Raw genomic sequence first — 21,943 nt, 5'->3', positions numbered from 1 at the left:
GAGGAAAATTATGTTGATTACAGGTATACTTATAGTAAGAAACAGGGAATGACTGCATAAACAGACATTTCTAAAAAAATCGATTTCAAGCAGTCAGAATGCATATGAAATACGATATAATAGATGAAATATAGTGCATATAAATTCGCACATATAAATAAAGGAGCGATTTTGTTGACTGAACTCGAGAAAAAAGAACCTGTATCGGTTGTGAAAGATAATAATGTAGAAGTAGTAGTGGATACAGTTATAAAAGATGAAGAATTAGAGGAACTGAATAAAGAAGCTGATCTTTATGTACAAAAGTTAAATAGCGAGCAAAATACAGATTTATCAAAAGTATTGTCTCAGCTAGGAGATTTAGGGGATAAAGAGCAACAAGCAGCAGGACAAACGTTATCAGCATTAAAACGTCCTGTCACAGCGATGATGAATGGAAAGAACGAAGAAATTCCAAATACATTGTTAGAGTTACGAAAAGTGGTATCAGAGCTTGATCCGAATTCATTAAAAGCCAGTGGTATGAAAAAAATTATGTTTAAAGTATTCAAGAAAAATCCACTTGAAACATACGTGCATAAATATCAATCTATAGATAAGCAAATTGAGGAGATTATAAGATCGCTTCTAATTGGTCGTGATAATTTACAAGAAGATACAGTCGGTCTTGAAATGCTTAAAGAGCAATCACACGATAAAATTCACGCGCTTGATAAGCAAGTATACTTAGGGAAAAAACTTGCTGGCATGCTGGAAGCTGAGAAACAAAATCCAGAACGTCAAAGGGATATTCCATTAATTAATGATGCATTAGAAAAGATTTTAGTGCGTACGCGCAATATGCAGCAAGCGAAAAGTGTGTTATTACAATCTATCGCATCAGTAGACATTATTAAGAAAAATAATGAAAAGTTAACAGAGGCAATTCGTAATGCAATTACGATGACGCAAAACGTTGTAACAGTTTCTGCTGCTATCCAGTTAGCATTAACAAATCAGCGTAAAACAATTGATGCAGTGAATGCAACAAATGAAGCAATTGAGTCTATGGTATTAAGTAATTCTCAGGCATTAAAACAAAATACAGAAGAAACAACGAAATTACTTGAAAATCCTGCAATTAGCATGGATAAATTACGTGAATCATTCCAAAACGTATTTGCTGCAATTGAAGCTTCTGAAAAATCGTCAGAACGTATTATCGAGTCAAGTAAGAAGTTTGTTATTGAACTAGACACATTTAATGATGAAATGAAACAAAAACTCATTCAGCGCCCAAGAAAATAGCAGACTTTTAGAGGAGGTGAAAAAATGAGTTTTATTCAAACTGTATTATTACTACTAGGTACATTGTTTTTAATCGCATTTACTGTCGTTGTTTTAGTTGTATATTTCGGACGTAAACTGTATTTTTCGTGGACGAAGCCATATAAAAGAGCACACGATTCTTTAGATAAGTTATCGAATAAATCATTACCGTTTCTACAAGAATTTACACAACATCCACTCTTTTATCGTTGGATTCGTACGGAAGGAAAAAAAGAACAACATATATTAAATACGCTTTTCTGTGCATCAGGTCAACGTACGAGAGAGCAAGTATTCTCAATGTTACCGAAAGAAAAACAGAAAAAAGTACATGTAATGGCAAAAACGACGAAAAAGCTTACTAATGAAGATATTGATGTAGCAGCGATGAAAATAAAAGATTTTTTAAGACAAGAAACGCAACAAACAGTAAAACCGACAGATTTATCGTTTTATAAATTGTATTTTTATGATCGATATCCAGATGCATTAAATACAATTCAAGCGTATAAACGCTCAATAAATCCTTCATTACAACGAACGGTTGATGATATTACAATTTCAGTATTAAATGCTTTGCCATATTATCAAGAGCAGCGTATGTTTGAACAGCAACATAAACTTGAAACGTTCTTAATGAAAGATTTAATAGCGATGCTATCGTTAGTCGTACAATTACCACCTTCACAACGGCCAGAAAAAGAAGAAGAATTAAAAATCTACTTGCAAAATTTCCAAAAAGAAATGGAAGAAGTAGAGCGAGATATTCGTGACTCGATTGATCACGATTTGAATGTGAAGATGAGAGCAGCGACTGAGAAGTTTAAAAATAAGTAGGAGAGATTTCCTCAAAAAAGCTGATAAATATAGCTTTTTTGAGGGATCTCTTTTTATTTTGATAAAAATTATAGTTTAATCAGAAATTGCGGAATTAGTTGAAGTATTAATAAGTAAGTAAAAGACTTTTATTATGATATTATTATTGCTATACTGACAAATATTGAAAATGTAAGATTCCAAAAGAAATTGTTTTTATATAAAAATATCCAAAAACATGTATAGATAACTAGTTTGGGTCTTATGAAATACATAAGTAGAGGAGTACATTTAAATAGTGGATACTTTGTTAATGTTTATTGGGATGGTTGGTTTAATTGGAGCGATAGTATTTTTTATTGCTATGATAGGGACGATAATTATAAAGAAATATCGTTCGCGCTTGAAAAAATTTGCTATTATTTTTGGTTCATGTTTATCTGTGTTTATCGTTTCTTTAACATTAAGTCATATTTTTTATCCAATAACTGCAGAACAACAGGCTGAAATGGATAAACAAGCTGAAGAAAAGAAACGGTTAGTAGCTAAAAAAGAAGAGAAACAGAAAGCTGAAAAAGCAAAAATAGAAGAAGAAAAAATTGCTGAAAAGGCGAAAAAAGAAAAAGAGAAGCAATTAGTAGCTGAGGCGAAGGAAAAAGAAAAGTTAGAAAAAGAAGCGGCTGAAAAAGCAGAAGCAGATAGACTGAAAGCGGAAGAAGAGCAACGTAAGAAGGAAGAGGAAGAAAAGAAGAAAATAGAAGAAGAGCAACGTAAAAAAGACGAAGAAGAAAAGAAGAAAATAGAAGAAGAACAACGTAAAAAAGAAGAAGAAAAAAAGAAAGCAGAAGCAGAGGCGCGTAAGGCAGAAACACAACAAAAAGTGTTGGAATCAAATTATAGATCTGCATATGCTACTCATAGTAAAAAACTAACAGATTCTTTAAATCAGACAGGTAATCTTTTGGTAAATAATAAAATTGGGGATGAAGAATGGACGATTAAATTAGCTGCGAGTCTAATTATGTTACAAGATGTAACTCAAAACCCACCAAACGCTCAAGTGCCTGACAAATTCAAAGAAGTTAATAGTTTATATTTGCAGGCTTTAGAGAAATTTAATCAATCTGCGAAGTTAACTCCAGAAGCTTTGGATGAAGGAAATACAAAAAAAATGCAAAGAGCTACAAATTTAATGAATGATGGTGGAGAAATTCTTAAGAGTGCGAACTCTTTATTAAAAGAAATGATGTAGTTTAATTTATAAATGATAATATGAAAACTACCTATTCATAAAAGAATAGGTAGTTTTTTGTTGTATACTTTACTTTGCTTTTACAGTGGTCTCAATAGATGCAACACTTTCATTATGCAATCGATCAACCGCAGTTACTACATACGTATATGTTTCTCCAGGAATAGCCGTTTTATCTACATAAATTTCTCCAGGCTTTGTCTTTCTTACAGTAGTAAGTAAATTTTTCGGATTTTCTATATTCACTTTACTTTTTCCATTCACGCGGTAAATAGCGTAATAAGCAGAATCATTCTCTCTATTATCAATGATACCTACAGCAATACCTTCATCTCTTGGAATAGCACCTTTTAAAGTCGGTTGTTTTGGTGGATCATGATCAAGCCAAGGCATAGAGGGGATTAATGCAGGATATTTATATATGTCTTTTGAGAGTCTATCTTTAATTCCTAGTGGATTGTTATTAATATCTTTCAAGCTAAAATGCATACTACCTTTTATTTCAGGATATAACCGATTTAATTGAATTTGTCTTGGATATTCTTCTGGATTAGACCAAGCTGGGACAGAATTATTATTAATTTTATAGGCCGCCTGACCGATGTATAGGTGGATCGGTTTATTATTTGTTTCTTTTACCCACCAATCTACTAATATGTCATACGCAGCAGGAGTGAAACCTATATTCCAATATATTTGCGGTGTGATGTAGTCAATGTAACCTTTTTGTATCCACTCACGTGTATCAGCATAAAGATCATCAAAGTTTCTTTGGCCGGCAGTTGTGTTAGAGCCAGTTGGATCGTCAGCTATATTTCGCCATACGCCGAACGGACTTATGCCAAACTTTACATATGATTTTTCTTGTTTTATAGCAGTATTTAAATCTTTTACAAGTTCATTTACATTGTCACGTCGCCAATCTTCTATATTTGTAAATCTACCGTTATTATATAATTCGTACGTTTTTTGATCGGGGAATTGTTCACCTGCTACTTTATATGGATAAAAATAATCATCCATATGCAGCGCATCAATGTCATAATTTTGCACGATTTCTAAAGCACCTTCAGTTATAAATTTTTTCACTTCTGGAATACCGGGATTGTAATATAACTTCCCGCCATAAGGTACAATCCAATCGGGGTGTTGTTTTGCAGGGTGATTATTTGATAATCGATTTATATCAGTGTGATTCATCGTTATTCGGTATGGATTAATCCATGCGTGAAATTCTATATTTCTTTTATGTGCTTCTTCAATCATAAATGCTAGTGGGTCGTATCCGGGATCTTTTCCTTGTGTACCGGTAATATATTCAGACCAAGGGCCGTAATTGGAAGGATAAAAGGCATCAGCAGTTGGTTTTATTTGTACAATGACTGCATTCATACCAGTGTTTTTTACATCGTCTAATAATTTAATAAATTCTTGTTTTTGATTTTCAATTGGTAAGCCAGTTTTTGAGGGCCAATCAATATTAAGAACAGATGCGATCCATACAGCACGTAATTCGTGTTTTTTGTACGTAGTAGTTACTTCAGCATAAGTAAGGTGAGGGGAAATGAAAGAGAAAGGGATGAACAAGATGACGATGCAACATATCATAAATAAACGTTTAACGATCATGTATACGCCTCCTTATCATATGATTATCTAAGATAATATACGAGGCAAGGTTGGCCTTGCAATAGAGAAAATTGTATATTGAAACATTAATTTAATAGGAAAAATATTTTTAATGAAATTTACTTTCAGTATAACTAAATTCATTTACTACTTCATATGCTTGTTAGTAAAGTGAAACTTCCTTTCATTTGAAGGGGAATAAATTATAAGTATAGGAGGATTCATAAATGAAGGTTTTGTTCGTTTGTTCTGGGGGAATGTCCAGCGCAATTGTTGTAAACGCTTTAAAAAGGGAGGCGGAGAAAAAGGGGATGAACATGGAAGTGCATGCGATTGGAACAAATGAGGTAGAGGAAGAAGTAAAGAATGGCTGGGACGTTGTAATGGTTGCACCTCAAGTTAGACATCGATTTGATTCTGTTAAAAAATTCGCAGAAGAGGAATCTATCCCGTGCGGTATTATACCGCCGCAAGCATATACACCTCTTGGTGGACCGACTTTATTAAAGACTGTAAATGATTTAATTCGTTAGGGGGAACCGTTATGAATAAGTTTGTCACGTTTCTCGATAAAAACTTATCTGGACCGATGGCAAGACTTTCTGAACAGAGACATTTACAAGCAATCCGTGATGGAGTGATTTCAGCATTACCATTTATCATCGTAGGAAGTTTCTTTTTAATCGTAGCATTTCCACCTTTACCGAAAGATAGTTTCATATCCGTTTGGGCATTAAAGAATCAAACAAGTATATTAATACCATATCGGTTAACGATGTTTATTATGTCTTTATATATAGCATTTGGAATAGGATATAATTTGGCGAAAAGTTATAAACTAGATGCTTTATCAGGAGCACAGCTTGCAGTATGTTCATTGCTATTAACATTAACTCCTGAATTAATTGATAAAAAAGGATTTATGCTTCCGATGACAAATCTCGGAGGTCATGGATTATTCGTGACGATGATTGTTTCTATTTTATCCGTAGAGATTTTAAGGTTTTGTAAGAAGAAAAATGTAATGATTAAAATGCCAGAACAAGTACCGCCATCTGTGTCGCGTTCGTTTGAAGCACTTATACCTGCTGCATTCGTTATTATTATAATGAGTCTAGTAACTGTCGTTTTTAGCATTGATTTACACCATGTTGTTGATAAACTAGCAGCACCATTAGTAAAAGCTGGCGATAGTTACTTCGGTGTAATGATTCCAGTGTTTTTAATTACGTTTTTTTGGTCATTCGGAATCCATGGTGTGTCGGTTGTTGGAACTGTTGCTCGGCCATTATGGGAAGTATATCTAGGGAAAAATGGAGAAGCAGTTGCTAGTGGAGCAGATCAGTTGCCATTTATTTCACCAGAGCCGTTATATCAATGGTTTATATGGATTGGCGGTTCTGGTGCGACATTAGGGCTTGTATTAGCTATGATTGTATTTGGTCGATCAAAATATTCGAAAGCATTATCAAGAACTTGTATTGTTCCGGGTATTTTTAATATAAATGAGCCAGTCATATTCGGATTACCGATTGTACTAAATCCAATTTTAATTATCCCATTTATCATTACACCACTTGTAACGGCAACTGTTGCATATTCTGCAACTGCAATGGGATTTGTAACACCAACGCATATTATGCCGCCATGGACATTACCTGCTCCAATTGGTGCTTATTTAGCAACAGGTGGGGATTGGCGTGCGATTGTATTAGTTTTTATAAATATAGCAATATCGTTCCTTATATATTTACCATTCTTTAAAATGTACGACAAAAATATGCTTGAAATTGAGAAGAGTGGTGAAGGCGAATCTGTTAATCCATAATCTTTATGCTTTAATTTATGAGTGATAGGTATTTTGCCTATCACTTCTTTCACATGAAGTCCAGAGAGGATGAAATGGAATGAATATAAAATTTAGTTATAAAGGTGTATTTTTATTATTATTTGGAGTGATATGTGCGAATTTACTTTTTGTGCCTTTATTAAGAATGCTACATCTATCACAAATGCATAGTATATGGCTTGTTACAAGCATTGCGGCAAGCATTTTGCTTACAGTAGTTGTTTCTTTCATTGATGGATCGTTTGCATCGAAAGCTCAGTTGTTTTTTAGATTTATATTCTTTTCGATCGGTTGTACGTTTGTAACTTACATGATTGTTTTTTAATAAATAGGAGGTCACGCATGTTATGTATATTGCAGGTGTAATGTCCGGTACGTCATTAGATGGAATAGATGTAGCGCTCGTTCGTATAGAAGGGAGTGGTGTAGATTCTAAGGTTAAACTCATCCATTTTACTACAGTTCCATTTCGTAATGATATAAAAAGTGAAATACAACAAGCATTATCAATAGAAAATTCAAATGTCCAACTCATATGTAGTTTGAATTTTAAGTTAGGTTTATGTTTCGCCAACGCTGTAAAAGAAGTTTGTAAAGAGGCCAATTTTTCTTTGGAACAATTAGATTTGATAGGTTCTCACGGACAAACGATTTATCATCAGCCAAAGCCAGAAGGGAATATGATAGCTTCCACATTACAAATTGGGGAGCCTGCAGTAATAGCATATAACACGAACACGACGGTTATCTCAAATTTTCGAACGATGGACATGGCAGCAGGAGGACAAGGTGCACCACTTGTGCCATATTCAGAGGTTATTTTGTATCGTGACCCAAGTAAAAATAGACTACTACAAAATATCGGCGGGATTGGTAATGTTACCGTAATACCAAGTCAAAAAAGTGATCAGAACGTTATAGCTTTTGATACTGGTCCAGGGAATATGATAATTGATGAAGTATGTCAAAGGTTATTTCAGTTGCCATATGATCAAAATGGTGAAATTGCAAAACAGGGTAGAGTTGTAGATGAAATTTTGACATATTGTATCAGTCATCCATTTTTGAAAATGAATCCACCGAAATCAGCAGGTAGAGAACAGTTTGGAGAAAAATTTGCAAGTGAATTATTGAAGCGGTTTGAAAAGCATAGTAAAGAAAATATATTGACGACTGTCACGATGTTTACTGCAAATTCAATTGTTCATCATTATAAGAAGTTTATCTTGCCGTATTATGAAATCGATGAGGTGATATTAGGCGGTGGTGGCAGTTATAATAGCACACTTGTTGAAATGTTGCGAAATGGATTGAAGGATGAAAACTGCGCAATATTCATTCAAGAAGATATAGGCTATTCTTCAGAGGCGAAAGAAGCTATTGCCTTTGCCATTTTAGCAAATGAAACATATCATCGTAATCCGAGTAACGTGCCGAGCGCAACAGGTGCAAAGAAATCTGTAGTTTTAGGGAATGTAACGTACCCTTCAATATGAAGAAAATGAGGAGAACGTATATGAAGTATATGATTGGAATAGATGGCGGGGGAACGAAGACAGAAGCAATTGCATTTGATAAAGACGGAAATGAACTTGTAAGAGCTACTAGTGGATTTGGAAACATATTAATAGATTTTGAAGAAGCTCTTGTGCATATTATGGAAGCGATTGATCATTGCCAGATAAGTGTAGTGAAAGAGCATTGTGTGTGTATTTGTTTAGGATTAGCAGGTATAAGTGGAGCAAATATAAATGAATTAACATTACGTCTAAAAAAGAAGTATGGAATACAAATTGAAGTTTTTAATGACGCAATGATAGCACATGCAGCCGCTTTAGAAGGAATGGATGGAATTTTAACGATTGGTGGCACAGGTGCGATTTGTCTAGGGAGAAAAGGAGAAGTACATGAGTATAGCGGTGGATGGGGACATATTTTAGGAGATGAAGGAAGCGGATATTGGATTGCATTACAAGGTTTAAAGAGAATGGCAAATCAATTTGATCAAGGCGTTACATTTTGTCCATTAAGCTTAAGGATTCAAGATGAGTTTCAATTATTAACATCGTCTCATATAAAAAGACTAGTTTATAGTTCTTCAAAAGATAAAGTTGCAGCAATCGCACCATTAGTTATTCGGGAAGCTAGAAATGGGAATGATGCTGCACATGAAATTATGATGCAAGCTGGAAAGGAATTAGCAAGGATTACAATAGATGTTTATAACAAGATGCAGTTTGATTTATCAGCTTCCATTGCAGTAAGTGGTAGCATATTGCGTTTCGTTCCTGAAATATATGATGAATTTAAGAAATGCTGTGAGAAAAGCATAGGAAAAGTTACATTTATATCACAATCACAATCTGCAGTGAAAGGAACATATTATTTAATGAAAAATACATATTTTAAAAAATAGCTGTATGAGAATTTTTGTATGATTTGTAAATATATGATGTTAAAATGTATAAAGGGATGTGGATAGAAACGTACAATATACATAGTTCTTGAATATTGTATAAGTACTCCTACGTAGAAAGTGAATGATTACATGATTAATAGTATGCAATTTTTGTATTTGGTCGCTTCTTATTTATTTGGAAACATATTGACCGCTTATATAGTAACGAAATGGAGATATAACGTTGATATTCGTGATGAAGGAAGTGGTAATCCTGGCGCAAGAAACATGGGGCGCGTATATGGAAAAGGGTATTTCGTTGCTACATTTTTAGGTGATGCGATCAAAGGGGCAATCGTAGTTTCTATTGCAAAATACCTTTTTGAAGATTCTACATTCGTAATGCTAACATTATTGGCTGTAATAATTGGACATATTTATCCAGTTTTATTTAAAGGTCAGGGCGGTAAAGGTATTTCAACATTTATCGGAGGACTAATCGCATTTGATTATTTGATAGCGCTTACTCTCGTTGCAGTTTTCATTATATTTTATTTAATCTTTAAAGGATTTACGAAGCCAGGACTAATTACAATTGCTTGTTTACCACTTTGCATGATTTTGTATTCTTACTCAATTGTTACGACTATTTTAAGTGCACTCATCATTGTACTTATTTTATATGTAAATCGCGAATGAAATAAACATTTAATAAGTGGGGTTAATCTCCACTTATCATTTTTTATTAAATAGATAAAGGAGATAGGGCATGGGGTTAATTTATAAAGTTGCTGATCAAGTTTGGGAATTTGAAAGTATTCATAAATTGAATTATAAAACATTTGTAGAAGAAATTCCGCAACATGAAGAAACGAAAGAGCGTGTTCGTATAGATCGTTTTCATGAAGAAAATACATATTTAATTTGTTTAGATGACGATAAGTTAGTAGGTATGGTTGCGTTGCGAGGAAAACGACCATTCTCGTTAGATTATAAAATTTCAAATCTAGATTTTTATTTGCAAGAACATGGAGAAAACGTATATGAAATTCGTTTACTTTCAGTAGAAAGTGCATATCGAAATGGAAGAGCGTTATTAGGTTTAATTCGCTTTTTACATCGTTATTTGCTTCTAAATGGATATGAATTGGCACTCATTTCTGCAACAACACGTGAACTACCTTTATATGAGCAAATGGGATTCAAATCTTTCCATTCGTTAGTTGGTACAGAAGCAGCAGCATTCCAGCCAATGTATGTTACCCCTGCTATGTTTGAAGCGTCGAGTGTTGGGGGAATTATGACGAAAGAGTATACGTTTTTACCCGGCCCAGTAGATATTGAAGAGAATGTTCGAAAGGCATTTTCTACTAAGCCTATTTCACACCGTTCTAAGTCATTTCAAGTGACGATGGATAATGTAAAGAAACGATTACTTCAAATGACAAAAGCAAAACGTGTGCAAATCATGTTAGGAACAGGGACATTAGCGAATGATACCATTGCTTTACAGTTACGTTCTTTAAAAGGAAAGGGGCTCGTATTAACAAATGGGGAATTTGGTAATAGATTAGTCGGGCATGCAACACGCGCGCAATTACATTTTGATACGTATAAAAAAGAAATGGGGGAACCATTTCTTTATACAGAATTAGAAAAAGTAATGGAAAGTGGAAATTATGAATGGCTTTGGTTTGTTCACCATGAAACATCAACTGGAATGTTAAATGATTTAGACGAGCTAAATGCTCTAAGTAACAAGTATCAACTGAAACTATGTGTAGATTGTATCAGTTCGATTGGAGCAATACCCATAGATTTAAAGGATATATATTTTGCAAGCGGTGTTAGTGGAAAAGCGATTAAATCATATACAGGATTATCTTTTGTTTTTCATAACCATATTGTAAAAATAAATGAAGCAGTACCGGCCTATATGGACATTGGCATGTACGAAGAAAATGAAAGTATTCCATATTCTCATTCATGGAATTTAATTAATGCTTTGCAAGAAGCATTGAAGAGATTTGAAGATGAAACAGCATTTGTAAAAATAAAAGAGACATATGATTATATGGAAGAAGCTATTACGACTATAGGATTAAACCTTGTTTCACCTAAAGAACATGCCGCGCCAATTATACTTACGATTCAATTAAGCGAAGGCCAGTCCTCTAAAACGATAGGTGATGAGTTAGCATTACAAGGATATATTGTCCATTATGAATCAGCGTATTTACAAAAGAATAACTGGATCCAAATTGCATGCCTAAATCATTACAAAGAACGTGATATGAAAAGGATGTTGAATTGTTTACAAATGTGTGTATTACAGAGTGAGGTACATATATAAAGACTTTTTCTTAATATAGTTGGTTTCGTATAAAGGAGTTGCTACATACGAAAACTTAGGAATAGAACATTGGAAGAGGTGTTAGTATGATAACTAAAAAACTACCATTACATATAGACGATATTAAAAAAGCTCAAAGCATTCTGGATAGAAATGCTCGTAAAACTCCATTAGTAAAATCATTTTATTTGACTAGTAAAACGGGTGGAGAAATTCACTTGAAATTAGAAAATATGCAATTAACAGGTTCGTTTAAATTCCGTGGTGCGTTTAATAAAATGTCACAGCTGACAGATCAAGAAAAAGAGAGAGGAGTAATTGCTTGTTCTGCTGGTAATCATGCGCAAGGAATTGCTTTATCTGCTCATTTACTCGGTATTAAAAGTAAAATTGTAATGCCGATTTCTGCCCCTCAAGCGAAAGTTGATGCAACGAGAGGATATGGATCTGAAGTGGTTTTACATGGTGAAACCTTTGATGATGCGAAGGCAAAATGTGAGGAGATTATTAGAGAAACAGGTGAAACATACTTACATCCATATGACGATGTAGAAGTAATGGCTGGTCAAGGTACAATAGGATTAGATATTCTTGATGATATGTGGGATGTTGATACGGTCATTGTACCAATTGGCGGGGGAGGAATTATTTCTGGAATTGCTGTTGCATTAAAATCTTTTAATCCGTCGATTCATATAATTGGTGTCCAAGCAGAAAATGTTCATGGGATGAAGGCATCTTATGACAAAGGTACAATTATAGAACATTATGAGGCACCTACGATAGCAGATGGTTGCGCGGTAAAAATACCAGGCAATTTAACTTTTGAAGTTGTAAAAGAATTAGTAGATGATATTGTAACAGTATCAGAAAAAGAGCTGGAAGTAGCGATGAAAGACTTATTACAGCGTGGGAAAGCTGTTGTAGAAGGTGCAGGTGCTTTAGCTACTGCTGCTCTACTTTCAGGGAAAGTGGATACATATATTAAAGGGAAAAAAGTAGTAGCGGTTATATCTGGTGGGAACGTAGACTTACAGCGCATATCGAGTGTTTGTGAGCAATTTTTTGTGGCGAATGAAGTGAAATAGTTTTATGAAAAAGGAGCTAAGTGAAATTATATTAGCTCTTTTTTCATTATGTTTGTGCGGGAGTAAATAATGACTCCATTTTTACTTTGCTCTTTTCTCGAATTTCAGCGTCTGCATGGCGCATCACGTATTTATGAGCTACAGCGATCGCCAAAACATCATCTAATAAGCCAATCCCAATAATAGCAGCTATATCTGGAATGAAATCGATTGTTAATACGTAATAAGATAAAGCGGCTAATATGATGAACTTCGCTTTAGTAGGTAATCCTTTTTTTCTCATTATGTAATATAAAATAATACTTTCATATACGCTAGATTTACCGAGATTTGCTGAGCTTTTCTTGAATTTTTTCCAAAGTGTCTGTTTCTCCATATAAACACTCCTTTTACAAAAACATAGATTTTTTAAAAGGATAGACAAAGAAGTGAGGAAATAATCAATTTTATTGTTTTTCTCATTGTATATTTCCATAAAAATAGGGAATTACCTGTTCAAAATAATAGAATGTTGGTTATGTAACATCTCACAGTGTATATGTTCGTTCCAAGTAAAGGTACTACGTAGATAACGTTTTGTGGTAATGCGTATTAAAGTTAATTTTTCACATTAATCTCTGCATTCGTACAATGTTAAATTACTTCTAAATAATCTATTGGTGAGAAATTTAGTAATTCTTGAATAGCCCCTTTACTCGCTGGTGATTCATAAGCTTCTAATGTGATTCTGTTATTAAACGATTAGCTGCTTCATCTAGCATTTCAGGTGTTACTTTGTTTTGAATTATTTTTTCCTCTCTTTTCTCCCATCTTCTTGAAAGTAGTCACTTCGGTGATGGCTTTTTATTTTCTCAGATGAAGCCGATGAGTTTGAGTTTTAGAATTTTATCGTGGTATTATTTATGTAACAAGGGGATGTTGTAAGAAAAAATACAAGTTGAGGGGAAGATGAGAATGGGAATTTATCCTTTTCGGCAAGAAGACTCCATCTGATTTGTGTTACGGGTGAAACCCAACAATTCAGGTGGAGATGAATTGCCGTCAGCAGGTAGGCTGAACTCTTTTGTTTCGCTCATAATAATATTTGAGGGCGAATGTTTGTTTCTTTTTTTCTTACGATATCATGTAGATAAAGAGGAAATAGATTGTAAGACAACGAAATTAGATAATGATTCTCATTCCGCTACTTGTTCCATTTCTTTCTACATATTAATTTTTCAAAAATAATTTTAATACTCCCTCTAAGAAAGGTGGTGAAAACAATGACTAGAAAGAAAGCAGTGAAAGTATTACGGAAACAAAAGAAAAGAGAAAACATGCAACGATTCACGCAGAAACAGAATATCGGACGAGCTTGTCTGACTGCAAAAGAATTTCGCTTACTGCAACGCATGTCACATAGTTCAAAAGCGTTGCGAAATGTTGGCTTGTACACGATGAAACAAAGTTACTTGAACCATAACAGGATGGCTACTGTAAAAGAAGTGGATACTGCCATGCAAGCCGATATGAACTATCCAGGAGTTCAATCAAACTCTGTTCAAGCGATTCGCAGAGCCTTATTTACAGAAGTGAAGAGCTTTTTTAAAGCAATGGAACAGTGGAAGAAACACCCTGAGAAGTTCACAGGTCGTCCTCAGTTTCCAAATTATTCTCGTTCCACTGACAAACGAATCATTGAAATCTATCAAGTGCCAAAAGTGGATGAGAACGGGTATTGGATCATTCCAATGAATGTTGCGTTCAGAAAAAAATTCGGTTCTATTAAAATACGTATGCCAAAAAACTTAAGAAATAAAAACATCTCCTACATTGAGATTGTACCGAAGCAAAAAGGTCGGTTCTTTGAGGTGCATTACACATATGAAATGCACGTTTCTCAAATGAAGAAACCATCCACGACTACGAGTAACGCTTTGAGTTGCGATTTAGGTGTAGATAGATTAGTAAGTTGCGTAACCAATACAGGTGATGCCTTCTTAATTGATGGAAAAAAACTAAAATCCATAAATCAATACTTCAACAAAATGATATGTAATCTAGGGCAGAAAAATATGGACAATGGAATTTCAAAACGTATTGTAACGAATAAAATGGCCGCACTTTGGCGTAAACGAGAAAGACAAATAAACGGTTACATTGCACAAACGGTAGGTCTATTGTTCAAAAAAGTGAAAGAATTCGATATAGATACGATTGTTATAGGGTATAACGCTGGTTGGAAACAAAAATCTCATATGGGGAAAAAGAATAATCAAAAGTTTGTTCAAATCCCATTTCAAAAATTGATGGCAGCGATTGAGAATAAATGTGTAAAAGAAGGCATCCGCTTTTTTAAACAAGAAGAAAGCTATACTTCAAAAGCTAGTTTTTTTGATAAGGATCCGGTTCCAGTTTGGTCTAAGGATGATAAGACGCAGTATCGCTTTAGTGGCAAACGAATGACTCGCGGTCTGTATCAAAGTAAAGCAGGAACATGTATCCATGCTGATATTAATGGTGCCCTGAATACATTGAAAAAGTCAGGAGTTGTAGAATTGGATGACAATCTCAAAGTGAAAACGCCGATTCTACTAGAAGTACAAAAACGTAAGGCTGTTGCTTCACGCATAGCTTAGTGGGTGCGTCAACCATCCATGTGTACGCGGCTTGTCGGGGCTTGTAGCACACGCCGGAGTCATCTGAGTGGTGGCTTCTTCCATAAGGAAGAATTGCTCTTTTTCGAAAGGGTGGTGCAAGTGGGAAAACAATCGTTCGTTGTCAGTACCAACCAAAAACAGACTTGGGGTGTTACCATAAGGTAGCATGAATGCTAGAGCGTCAAACTGTCTAGCGATAGACGAAAAGACCTAGTGTTCGAACTCAAGCCCCCACTGAAAGGTTTTATCTCAGTGGGGGTAGTTGACAACTATGAAGCGAAAGAGGATTTGCAAGTAGGAGAAGTTTGTTTAGAACGAGATATTTATGAAATTATAAACTTTTACAAGAAAGGGTCAATAGTTTTATGTGATTCAGTATCTCGTTTCAGTGCGAATTCAGACAGAATGTTTAAAGTGATAAATAGGATAGAAACATATATGCATAAAAATAAAGACTATACATATCAGGTTTCGGATAGGCCCAAGTTGATTTATGTAGTTGAACAGGTAAGATAAGGAAAGCATTCATAACGGATGCTTTTTTCTTTGTTATATAGAATGTACACATTAAACATGAATTTGAAAGAAATGTATGTAGATGATTTAATTTATTAAACATTTATTAAGCGGTATGGGGGAAGAAAAATGAAGATAATAGAACTACCAATTGAATTCGAATTTAACGGGAAAAAACAATGTATTTTTCCAAGTTTAATTATATTACATAATGAATTAACATTAGTCGATACAGGATATACAAATTTTTTACCTTTAATTGAAAATGCAATATTAAAACATGGGTATGAGCTGAAAAACTTAAAAAATATAATTATTACTCATTATGATGACGATCATATAGGATCTTTATATGATTTCCAAGTTAAATATCCTCACGTTCATATTATTGCTAGTGAAATTGAATCTAACTACATTAATGGTGATATAAAATCAGAGAGATTAGTTCAAGCAGAAGAAATGTTAGAACGTATGCCAAATGAAGAAAAAGAATTTGGTAAATGGTTTATACAACAGTTAAAAAATATAAGACATATTTTCGTCGATGAAAAAGTACATGATGGCCAAATGATTTTGAATGGTGAATGTCAAATAGTAGCGACCCCAGGACATACTTCGGGACATATTTCATTATATTTTCCGAATTTAGATTTTGTAATTACAGGAGATGCGGCTGTTCAAGAGAATCGTGAGTTAGTAATAGCGAATCCGGATTTTTGCTTAGATATAGAAAAAGCGGAAGAGTCTTTAAAGAGAATTAAAAACCTTAAAGCAGCAAGGTATTATTGCTATCATGGAGGAAAACTCATGATATAAAATATTAAAAAGCTGATATTTCTTATATCGAAAAAATCGGTTTTTTAATTCATAGATTCCGCAATTCTAATCAAATCATTAACATTGTAGTTCAATCCCTTCTGTTATATAGGACTGCATTAATTTTTTATCATTTATGAGTAAAGCTTGTTTAAATTCACTTATCACATCTGTTTGAGGTTTTTCCATAATAATGGAGGTCGATTGAAAATATAGTAAGAAAAATATACAAAATATCTTGATGAGTGTAATGGTCAATTTTATCGCCCTGTAACTATGTTTCCATAACATTGAAATATATGTATTGGAGGGGAGAAGATGAGTTTATTGTTTGATGTAATAATGGATATAATTACATTTTATCCTCGAAATGACATGAAATTAAAACATCATATTGCTAAATTAAGCGAATTTGAGTGGTTTCGAAAGCTACACGAAGATACAAAGTATACAAAATTAATTTGGAGTAATAGAAAAATTAAGAAGTTCATTTTGTCTTCTACTAATATGGAAGCATTAATAAAATGTGAGAAAAAGCAAAAAGAATTTGTCCACCTAGTACACGATGAATATAAAAAAAGAAGATAAGAATTTTTTTATTTTTCATATTTGGCGAAACAAATGGTACAATGAAAGCTAATGTGAAAAATAAGGAAAAGAAGTGGTCTATTTGAAAAACTTTTTAGAATTAGGAATTAGTGAAACGTTTAATCATACATTACGTGAAAATGGAATTACAGAAGCAACACCAATTCAAGAGAAGGCAATTCCTGTTATTCTGTCAGGTAAAGATATTATTGGGCAAGCGAAAACAGGAACGGGTAAAACGTTAGCATTCGTGTTACCGATTTTAGAAAAAATCGATCCAGAGTCTAGTGATGTTCAGGCTTTAATTGTTGCACCAACAAGGGAACTAGCACTACAAATTACAACTGAAATTAAAAAAATGCTTGTTCAAAGAGAAGATATTAATGTACTAGCGATTTATGGCGGGCAAGATGTAGCACAACAATTGAGAAAATTAAAAGGTAATACACATATTGTTGTTGCAACACCAGGACGATTATTAGATCATATACGACGTGAGACAATTGATTTAAGTAATCTGTCAACGATTGTACTAGATGAAGCGGATCAAATGCTTTATTTCGGTTTCTTATATGATATTGAAGATATTTTAGATGAGACACCTGGTAGTAAACAAACGATGTTATTCTCAGCAACGATGCCAAAAGATATTAAAAAATTGGCGAAACGTTATATGGATGAGCCGCAAATGATTCAAGTACAAAGTGAAGAAGTAACGGTAAATACAATTGATCAGCGTGTCATTGAGACGACAGATCGTGCAAAGCCAGATGCACTTCGTTTTGTTATGGATCGTGATCAGCCATTTTTAGCAGTTATTTTCTGTCGTACAAAGGTTAGAGCGAGTAAGCTTTATGATAATTTAAAAGGACTAGGTTATAATTGTGCTGAACTTCATGGTGATATACCTCAAGCGAAACGTGAAAGAGTTATGAAGAGTTTCCGCGAAGCTAAAATTCAGTACTTAATCGCAACGGATGTAGCAGCTCGTGGACTTGATGTAGATGGTGTAACGCACGTATTTAACTATGATATCCCTGAAGATGTAGAGAGTTATATTCACCGCATTGGCCGAACAGGACGTGCAGGTGGATCAGGTCTTGCAATTACGTTCGTTGCAGCGAAAGATGAAAAACATTTAGAAGAAATTGAAAAAACGCTTGGCGCACCAATACAAAGAGAAATAATCGAACAACCGAAGATAAAACGTGTAGATGAAAATGGAAAACCGCTACCAAAGCCGGCTCCGAAGAAATCAGGCGAATATCGTCAAAGAGATAGCCGTGAAGGTTCAAGAAGTGGTTCTAAAGGTCGCACAAGAAACGATTCAAGAAATAGTTCAAGAAATGAAAACAACCGATCATTTAATAAGCCAAGTAATAAAAAAGGTAGTACAAAGCAAGGCCAGCAAAGACGTGGCCGTTAAATAGTTATAATTGTAAAGAGTCGCAAAATATTGTGGCTCTTTTTTTGTTTGTATACAACAAGGATGATGGCAAGAAAAAAACAAAAATTTCATTCACCGTATTTAAAACTTATAAGGGAAATTTTATAATCCAAAACCAGTAGAACAAGGGTACTACAACCATGTCGGAATTCAAGAACAGGTGCAACTTACGTATGGACAATATTTAATCGAAAAAAATCGAGAGCAAGCAATTCGTACTAGCCCCTCTGATGATGATACGAATTATGAAAACATCAATTGGTATAACGATATGAAAACATCTTTTGCAAACAAAGAATTGGCCGATTTGGTGAAAGAAATTTGTAACTTTGTTAGTTTTGTTCGATGGGAACTCGAGATGCACAACTGCCATCCTTATTGGGAAATTGCTTATTACGACGATGAAGATAATGCAGTGTGAAGTTAACAAAAGGGATAGGATAGTATGCGAAATAAGAAAAAAGGACTAGCAGTCGTACCTGCCGTCCTTTAATAGGAGAAAAAGTAATCTTGTTTAGAACTACGCATAAACAGAAAATCTGCTTGTAATTAGTTTTGCCATAAATATACGTGTCTATACAAAAAAGGGATAAGTAAAAAATACTTATCCCCGGAAGGGAAATCCCAAGCACCAAAATGGCTCGTATTGGTCTGCAGGTTCAAAAGTAGTATATGTAAAACAAAAAATCTCATACAAAAAGCAGACAACGATTTTGGTTGTCTGCCAGTGAGTTCAATGAGTTAGCTAATTGTGATAATTTGCATCCCCATTACGAGAAGAGTGAAGCTGCTAGTTCAAACAGCTTGTTGGTATTATTTTCGATTTCTTAAAAAATATACAGAGAAAGCAGATAAGTGAAGAACCTACCTGCTTCTGCTGTAACAAAAGAAAGAAGTATTAGCCGTGGACACGGCGGCTTGAAAATAGTATGTATTTTTATTTGAAAAATATTCAAGGGGTGAAGAAACATGTTTAATAAATGGTGTTGTGAAATTAATCAGCTAATTAGTAAAACAAAGAGAAAAACAATGAGCAAATATAACAATAAAAAGGTAAATGTTTAAAAGAGTGATGAGTATAAAGTGATACAAAATAGTTATATTAAAGCTTGATTTTCATAAAAAATAAAGCACACATATAAGTGTGCTTTTATGAACGCTTTAGATTTGTGTGACTACATAGTCACCATACAATAAAATATGCTTGTTTAATATAAATGTGTGTTAAATCTATAACATATATTTTGGACTGTATAAGGAATATTAAATGTTGAATGTTAATTAGTTAAGCATATTGTTTTTATTAACGAATTTGTGCAACTGTTAAAGCGGCAGAACGAATATCTACTGTACCAATTACTTCAACGGGTACAATTTGAATTAAATCACCAGGGTTTAAGTTTATTAGAATGACACCGCTGGATACATCTACTTCACCAGTGCCAATAATATTAGAACGGACTGCAGTTCCAGATCCTGCAATAATATTAGTTGATGAGTTTAGTGTTAAGAAAAAGCGCGCTGCTTCCGGGGCTACTGGAACATTATCGAGGCTGATTGTTAATGTATAACTGATTTGATAAATACCAGCTACTTGAATTCTAATACCAGTTCCTGTACTAATTGTATCATTGATTACAGGGACAGTAATGTTTGGATTTGGGCCTGTACTAGGTAGTAGTAGTGGCGTAAATAGTGTTGCAAATTGAGGTGAAGTAGCATTAAAAGCAAAACCGAGAGCTGGTAGTGTACTGGGGGCTTGTGCTCTACAATTAAAGTTTGTGAGCTTACGACTAGATGATCGCATATTTTCACTCCTTTCTTTCATTTAGATCTCGTGAGTAATAACCACATGTTTTGGACAAGCACAATATAATATATGAAAATTTATAGTGAATAGTGCAGAGGTGTACTGTTATGGATAAAACTAACTGCCTATAGTACAAAAGAAACACTACGCTTACAGAAATAGTTTGTAACCTAAAGTTGAAAAAATAGTATGAATAGAGTTGAAAATGTTATTTAGAAATGAAAGAAAACCAAATAAAAAAGAGCACGCATATAAGCATACTCTTTGACAAGAAAAGTAGATTTTTATGAGTGGATTCCTCCATAGAATAATATATGCTTGTCCAATTAAAAGGTGAAAAGGCTTAATCAAATCATTATTTTAAAATTAAAGAGTACCTAAGGGAATGCTCTTCGATCACAACAATATTAAAAAATATTTGATAATATATGTAATCTTTTAAGCTTTGTGATTAATTAAAAGTTTTTCGAATTACTTTTGGATGATAGTACATGCTGTTCTATTTTTTCGTAAAGATATAAGTAGTTGTTTGATCAATGTAATTTGTGGTGTTAACCAATACGAAAACCTTCTTTTTCTTAAAATGAAAGGTGATGATAAGAAACGTGAGATACGTTTTAAACAAATTAAACGGAAGTTAAAAAATAAAAATTTATAAAGGAAATAGAAAGTAAGGTGTTGTATATATACAATAACAGGAAACTTTTTACTAATTAAACATATAATTAAAATAGACCGACAGTCGGTCTAGCGGGAAGGAGAACGTGAATGCGAATAATTAAGGAGTATGAGGAGCGTAGAAAAGAAATTTTAGAAACAGCTGAACGATTATTTCTTACGAAAGGTTATACGAAAACAACAGTAAATGACATTTTAAAAGAGATAGGGATAGCAAAGGGGACTTTTTATCACTATTTTAAATCGAAAGAAGAAGTAATGGATGAGATTATTATGAGGATTATTAAAGAAGATGTTGCTAAAGCGAAAGTAATTGTCTCTAATCCAAATATACCAGTATTAGAAAAGTTATTTCGAGTTTTAATGGAGCAATCTCCAAAATCAGGGGATGTAAAAGATAAAATGATTGAGCAATTTCATCAACCAGATAATGCGGAAATGCACCAAAAAAGTATAGTGCAATCCATTATTCATTTATCTCCTGTTTTAGCAGAGATTTTAGAACAAGGAATTGATGAAGGTGTATTTTCTACACCATACCCACAAGAAACGATTGAATTATTACTCTCTTCAGCGCAAGTCATATTTGATGATGGGTTATTCCAATGGAAGCCAGAAGAAATGATGAGAAGAGCGAAAGCTTATATTAAAATGATGGAAGTATCTGTTGGAGCGAAAGAAGGATCCTTTGATTATATGGTGGAGGTTTTAATGAAGCAGAAATAATGCTTTTCTGTTTGTTTATTATAGACCGAC

Annotated in this window: 21 protein-coding genes and 1 pseudogene; 18 read left to right on the top strand and 4 right to left on the bottom strand. The window is 33.8% G+C overall.

Features of this window, described 5'->3' with window-relative positions; translation table 11 throughout:
- The first annotated feature begins 174 nt into the window (after nucleotides 1-174).
- The 3 genes from QCI73_RS15170 to QCI73_RS15160 all read left to right on the top strand — a co-directional run bounded on the left by QCI73_RS15170 (nucleotide 175) and on the right by QCI73_RS15160 (nucleotide 3,376).
- A complete protein-coding gene (locus QCI73_RS15170; protein ID WP_000137416.1) occupies nucleotides 175-1,287 on the top strand; it encodes a toxic anion resistance protein in 1,113 nt (370 codons plus the stop codon).
- A gap of 24 nt (nucleotides 1,288-1,311) precedes the next feature.
- The gene (locus QCI73_RS15165) at nucleotides 1,312-2,145 is read left to right on the top strand and encodes a DUF3974 domain-containing protein (RefSeq protein WP_044791832.1); all 834 of its coding nucleotides are present in this window, start codon (nucleotides 1,312-1,314) and stop codon (nucleotides 2,143-2,145) included.
- 277 nt (nucleotides 2,146-2,422) lie between these two features.
- Entirely contained in the window at nucleotides 2,423-3,376 is a 954-nt protein-coding gene (locus tag QCI73_RS15160) for a hypothetical protein (protein ID WP_327923792.1), read from the top strand.
- A 69-nt stretch (nucleotides 3,377-3,445) separates the two neighbouring features.
- On the opposite strand, the gene QCI73_RS15155 is transcribed toward QCI73_RS15160, so the two are convergent.
- Entirely contained in the window at nucleotides 3,446-5,005 is a 1,560-nt protein-coding gene (locus QCI73_RS15155) for a glycoside hydrolase family 10-like protein (RefSeq protein ID WP_327923793.1), read from the bottom strand.
- Nucleotides 5,006-5,232: 227 nt separating this feature from the next.
- Between QCI73_RS15155 and QCI73_RS15150 the strand changes: the two genes are divergently transcribed.
- The 8 genes from QCI73_RS15150 (at nucleotide 5,233) to tdcB (ending at nucleotide 12,693) form a co-directional block, all read left to right on the top strand.
- The gene (locus tag QCI73_RS15150) at nucleotides 5,233-5,538 is read left to right on the top strand and encodes a PTS sugar transporter subunit IIB (RefSeq protein WP_070806014.1); all 306 of its coding nucleotides are present in this window, start codon (nucleotides 5,233-5,235) and stop codon (nucleotides 5,536-5,538) included.
- A gap of 11 nt (nucleotides 5,539-5,549) precedes the next feature.
- The gene (locus QCI73_RS15145; RefSeq protein WP_001032282.1) at nucleotides 5,550-6,833 is read left to right on the top strand and encodes a PTS sugar transporter subunit IIC; all 1,284 of its coding nucleotides are present in this window, start codon (nucleotides 5,550-5,552) and stop codon (nucleotides 6,831-6,833) included.
- 79 nt (nucleotides 6,834-6,912) lie between these two features.
- On the top strand, nucleotides 6,913-7,179 hold the full coding sequence (locus QCI73_RS15140; protein WP_001021970.1) for a hypothetical protein: 267 nt from the start codon (nucleotides 6,913-6,915) through the stop codon (nucleotides 7,177-7,179).
- A gap of 22 nt (nucleotides 7,180-7,201) precedes the next feature.
- A complete protein-coding gene (anmK, locus tag QCI73_RS15135; protein ID WP_070806016.1) occupies nucleotides 7,202-8,350 on the top strand; it encodes an anhydro-N-acetylmuramic acid kinase AnmK in 1,149 nt (382 codons plus the stop codon).
- Nucleotides 8,351-8,370: 20 nt separating this feature from the next.
- A complete protein-coding gene (locus QCI73_RS15130; RefSeq protein WP_353823261.1) occupies nucleotides 8,371-9,270 on the top strand; it encodes a BadF/BadG/BcrA/BcrD ATPase family protein in 900 nt (299 codons plus the stop codon).
- A gap of 132 nt (nucleotides 9,271-9,402) precedes the next feature.
- Nucleotides 9,403-9,951, top strand: coding sequence for a glycerol-3-phosphate 1-O-acyltransferase PlsY (gene plsY, locus QCI73_RS15125; protein WP_353823260.1), 549 nt, complete (start codon nucleotides 9,403-9,405; stop codon nucleotides 9,949-9,951).
- 70 nt (nucleotides 9,952-10,021) lie between these two features.
- A complete protein-coding gene (locus tag QCI73_RS15120; RefSeq protein ID WP_353823259.1) occupies nucleotides 10,022-11,605 on the top strand; it encodes an aminotransferase class V-fold PLP-dependent enzyme in 1,584 nt (527 codons plus the stop codon).
- Nucleotides 11,606-11,691: 86 nt separating this feature from the next.
- On the top strand, nucleotides 11,692-12,693 hold the full coding sequence (gene tdcB, locus QCI73_RS15115; protein ID WP_070806019.1) for a bifunctional threonine ammonia-lyase/L-serine ammonia-lyase TdcB: 1,002 nt from the start codon (nucleotides 11,692-11,694) through the stop codon (nucleotides 12,691-12,693).
- Between the two features lie 46 nt (nucleotides 12,694-12,739).
- Here tdcB and QCI73_RS15110 read toward each other — a convergent pair whose 3' ends face one another.
- Nucleotides 12,740-13,069, bottom strand: a complete 330-nt coding sequence (locus QCI73_RS15110) for a YkvA family protein (protein WP_000415071.1) — start codon at nucleotides 13,067-13,069, stop codon at nucleotides 12,740-12,742.
- A gap of 886 nt (nucleotides 13,070-13,955) precedes the next feature.
- Between QCI73_RS15110 and QCI73_RS15105 the strand changes: the two genes are divergently transcribed.
- The 3 genes from QCI73_RS15105 (at nucleotide 13,956) to QCI73_RS15095 (ending at nucleotide 16,664) form a co-directional block, all read left to right on the top strand.
- Complete coding sequence (locus QCI73_RS15105) at nucleotides 13,956-15,311, top strand: RNA-guided endonuclease TnpB family protein (RefSeq protein ID WP_353823258.1); 1,356 nt, start codon at nucleotides 13,956-13,958, stop codon at nucleotides 15,309-15,311.
- A gap of 273 nt (nucleotides 15,312-15,584) precedes the next feature.
- On the top strand, nucleotides 15,585-15,848 hold the full coding sequence (locus QCI73_RS15100; protein ID WP_033682068.1) for a hypothetical protein: 264 nt from the start codon (nucleotides 15,585-15,587) through the stop codon (nucleotides 15,846-15,848).
- Nucleotides 15,849-15,977: 129 nt separating this feature from the next.
- On the top strand, nucleotides 15,978-16,664 hold the full coding sequence (locus tag QCI73_RS15095; protein WP_353823257.1) for an MBL fold metallo-hydrolase: 687 nt from the start codon (nucleotides 15,978-15,980) through the stop codon (nucleotides 16,662-16,664).
- 87 nt (nucleotides 16,665-16,751) lie between these two features.
- Here the strand turns inward: QCI73_RS15095 and QCI73_RS15090 are convergent.
- A pseudogene (locus QCI73_RS15090) lies at nucleotides 16,752-16,955 on the bottom strand (hypothetical protein); the annotation flags it as partial.
- 27 nt (nucleotides 16,956-16,982) lie between these two features.
- Here QCI73_RS15090 and QCI73_RS15085 point away from each other — a divergent pair.
- The 3 genes from QCI73_RS15085 to QCI73_RS15075 all read left to right on the top strand — a co-directional run bounded on the left by QCI73_RS15085 (nucleotide 16,983) and on the right by QCI73_RS15075 (nucleotide 19,120).
- A complete protein-coding gene (locus QCI73_RS15085; protein WP_000054539.1) occupies nucleotides 16,983-17,252 on the top strand; it encodes a hypothetical protein in 270 nt (89 codons plus the stop codon).
- 73 nt (nucleotides 17,253-17,325) lie between these two features.
- Entirely contained in the window at nucleotides 17,326-18,678 is a 1,353-nt protein-coding gene (locus QCI73_RS15080) for a DEAD/DEAH box helicase (protein WP_149238923.1), read from the top strand.
- Nucleotides 18,679-18,859: 181 nt separating this feature from the next.
- The gene (locus tag QCI73_RS15075) at nucleotides 18,860-19,120 is read left to right on the top strand and encodes a hypothetical protein (protein ID WP_149238924.1); all 261 of its coding nucleotides are present in this window, start codon (nucleotides 18,860-18,862) and stop codon (nucleotides 19,118-19,120) included.
- A gap of 882 nt (nucleotides 19,121-20,002) precedes the next feature.
- Here the strand turns inward: QCI73_RS15075 and exsF are convergent.
- Nucleotides 20,003-20,506, bottom strand: coding sequence for an exosporium protein ExsF (exsF, locus tag QCI73_RS15070; protein ID WP_001257912.1), 504 nt, complete (start codon nucleotides 20,504-20,506; stop codon nucleotides 20,003-20,005).
- Between the two features lie 771 nt (nucleotides 20,507-21,277).
- On the opposite strand from exsF, the gene QCI73_RS15065 reads away from it, so the two are divergent.
- Nucleotides 21,278-21,913 (top strand): TetR/AcrR family transcriptional regulator, encoded by a 636-nt coding sequence (locus QCI73_RS15065; RefSeq protein ID WP_353823256.1) that lies wholly within the window; start codon nucleotides 21,278-21,280, stop codon nucleotides 21,911-21,913.
- Nucleotides 21,914-21,943 lie beyond the last annotated feature (30 nt).

Origin of the sequence: Bacillus cereus group sp. MG16, assembly GCF_040459875.1 — a bacterium.
In the GTDB taxonomy this organism is placed as follows: domain Bacteria; phylum Bacillota; class Bacilli; order Bacillales; family Bacillaceae_G; genus Bacillus_A; species Bacillus_A paranthracis.
The sequence above is the reverse complement of the archived record's forward strand: the minus strand, read 5'-3'. Positions and strand labels throughout refer to the sequence as shown.

Coding starts and splice junctions, on each gene's coding strand:
- QCI73_RS15165 (WP_044791832.1), top strand. CDS start 1,312: ATGAGTTTTATTCAAACTGTATTATTACTACTAGGTACATTGTTTTTA.
- QCI73_RS15155 (WP_327923793.1), bottom strand. CDS start 5,005: ATGATCGTTAAACGTTTATTTATGATATGTTGCATCGTCATCTTGTTC.
- QCI73_RS15150 (WP_070806014.1), top strand. CDS start 5,233: ATGAAGGTTTTGTTCGTTTGTTCTGGGGGAATGTCCAGCGCAATTGTT.
- QCI73_RS15145 (WP_001032282.1), top strand. CDS start 5,550: ATGAATAAGTTTGTCACGTTTCTCGATAAAAACTTATCTGGACCGATG.
- QCI73_RS15140 (WP_001021970.1), top strand. CDS start 6,913: ATGAATATAAAATTTAGTTATAAAGGTGTATTTTTATTATTATTTGGA.
- anmK (WP_070806016.1), top strand. CDS start 7,202: ATGTATATTGCAGGTGTAATGTCCGGTACGTCATTAGATGGAATAGAT.
- QCI73_RS15130 (WP_353823261.1), top strand. CDS start 8,371: ATGAAGTATATGATTGGAATAGATGGCGGGGGAACGAAGACAGAAGCA.
- plsY (WP_353823260.1), top strand. CDS start 9,403: ATGATTAATAGTATGCAATTTTTGTATTTGGTCGCTTCTTATTTATTT.
- QCI73_RS15120 (WP_353823259.1), top strand. CDS start 10,022: ATGGGGTTAATTTATAAAGTTGCTGATCAAGTTTGGGAATTTGAAAGT.
- tdcB (WP_070806019.1), top strand. CDS start 11,692: ATGATAACTAAAAAACTACCATTACATATAGACGATATTAAAAAAGCT.
- QCI73_RS15110 (WP_000415071.1), bottom strand. CDS start 13,069: ATGGAGAAACAGACACTTTGGAAAAAATTCAAGAAAAGCTCAGCAAAT.
- QCI73_RS15105 (WP_353823258.1), top strand. CDS start 13,956: ATGACTAGAAAGAAAGCAGTGAAAGTATTACGGAAACAAAAGAAAAGA.
- QCI73_RS15095 (WP_353823257.1), top strand. CDS start 15,978: ATGAAGATAATAGAACTACCAATTGAATTCGAATTTAACGGGAAAAAA.
- QCI73_RS15085 (WP_000054539.1), top strand. CDS start 16,983: ATGAGTTTATTGTTTGATGTAATAATGGATATAATTACATTTTATCCT.
- exsF (WP_001257912.1), bottom strand. CDS start 20,506: ATGCGATCATCTAGTCGTAAGCTCACAAACTTTAATTGTAGAGCACAA.
- QCI73_RS15065 (WP_353823256.1), top strand. CDS start 21,278: ATGCGAATAATTAAGGAGTATGAGGAGCGTAGAAAAGAAATTTTAGAA.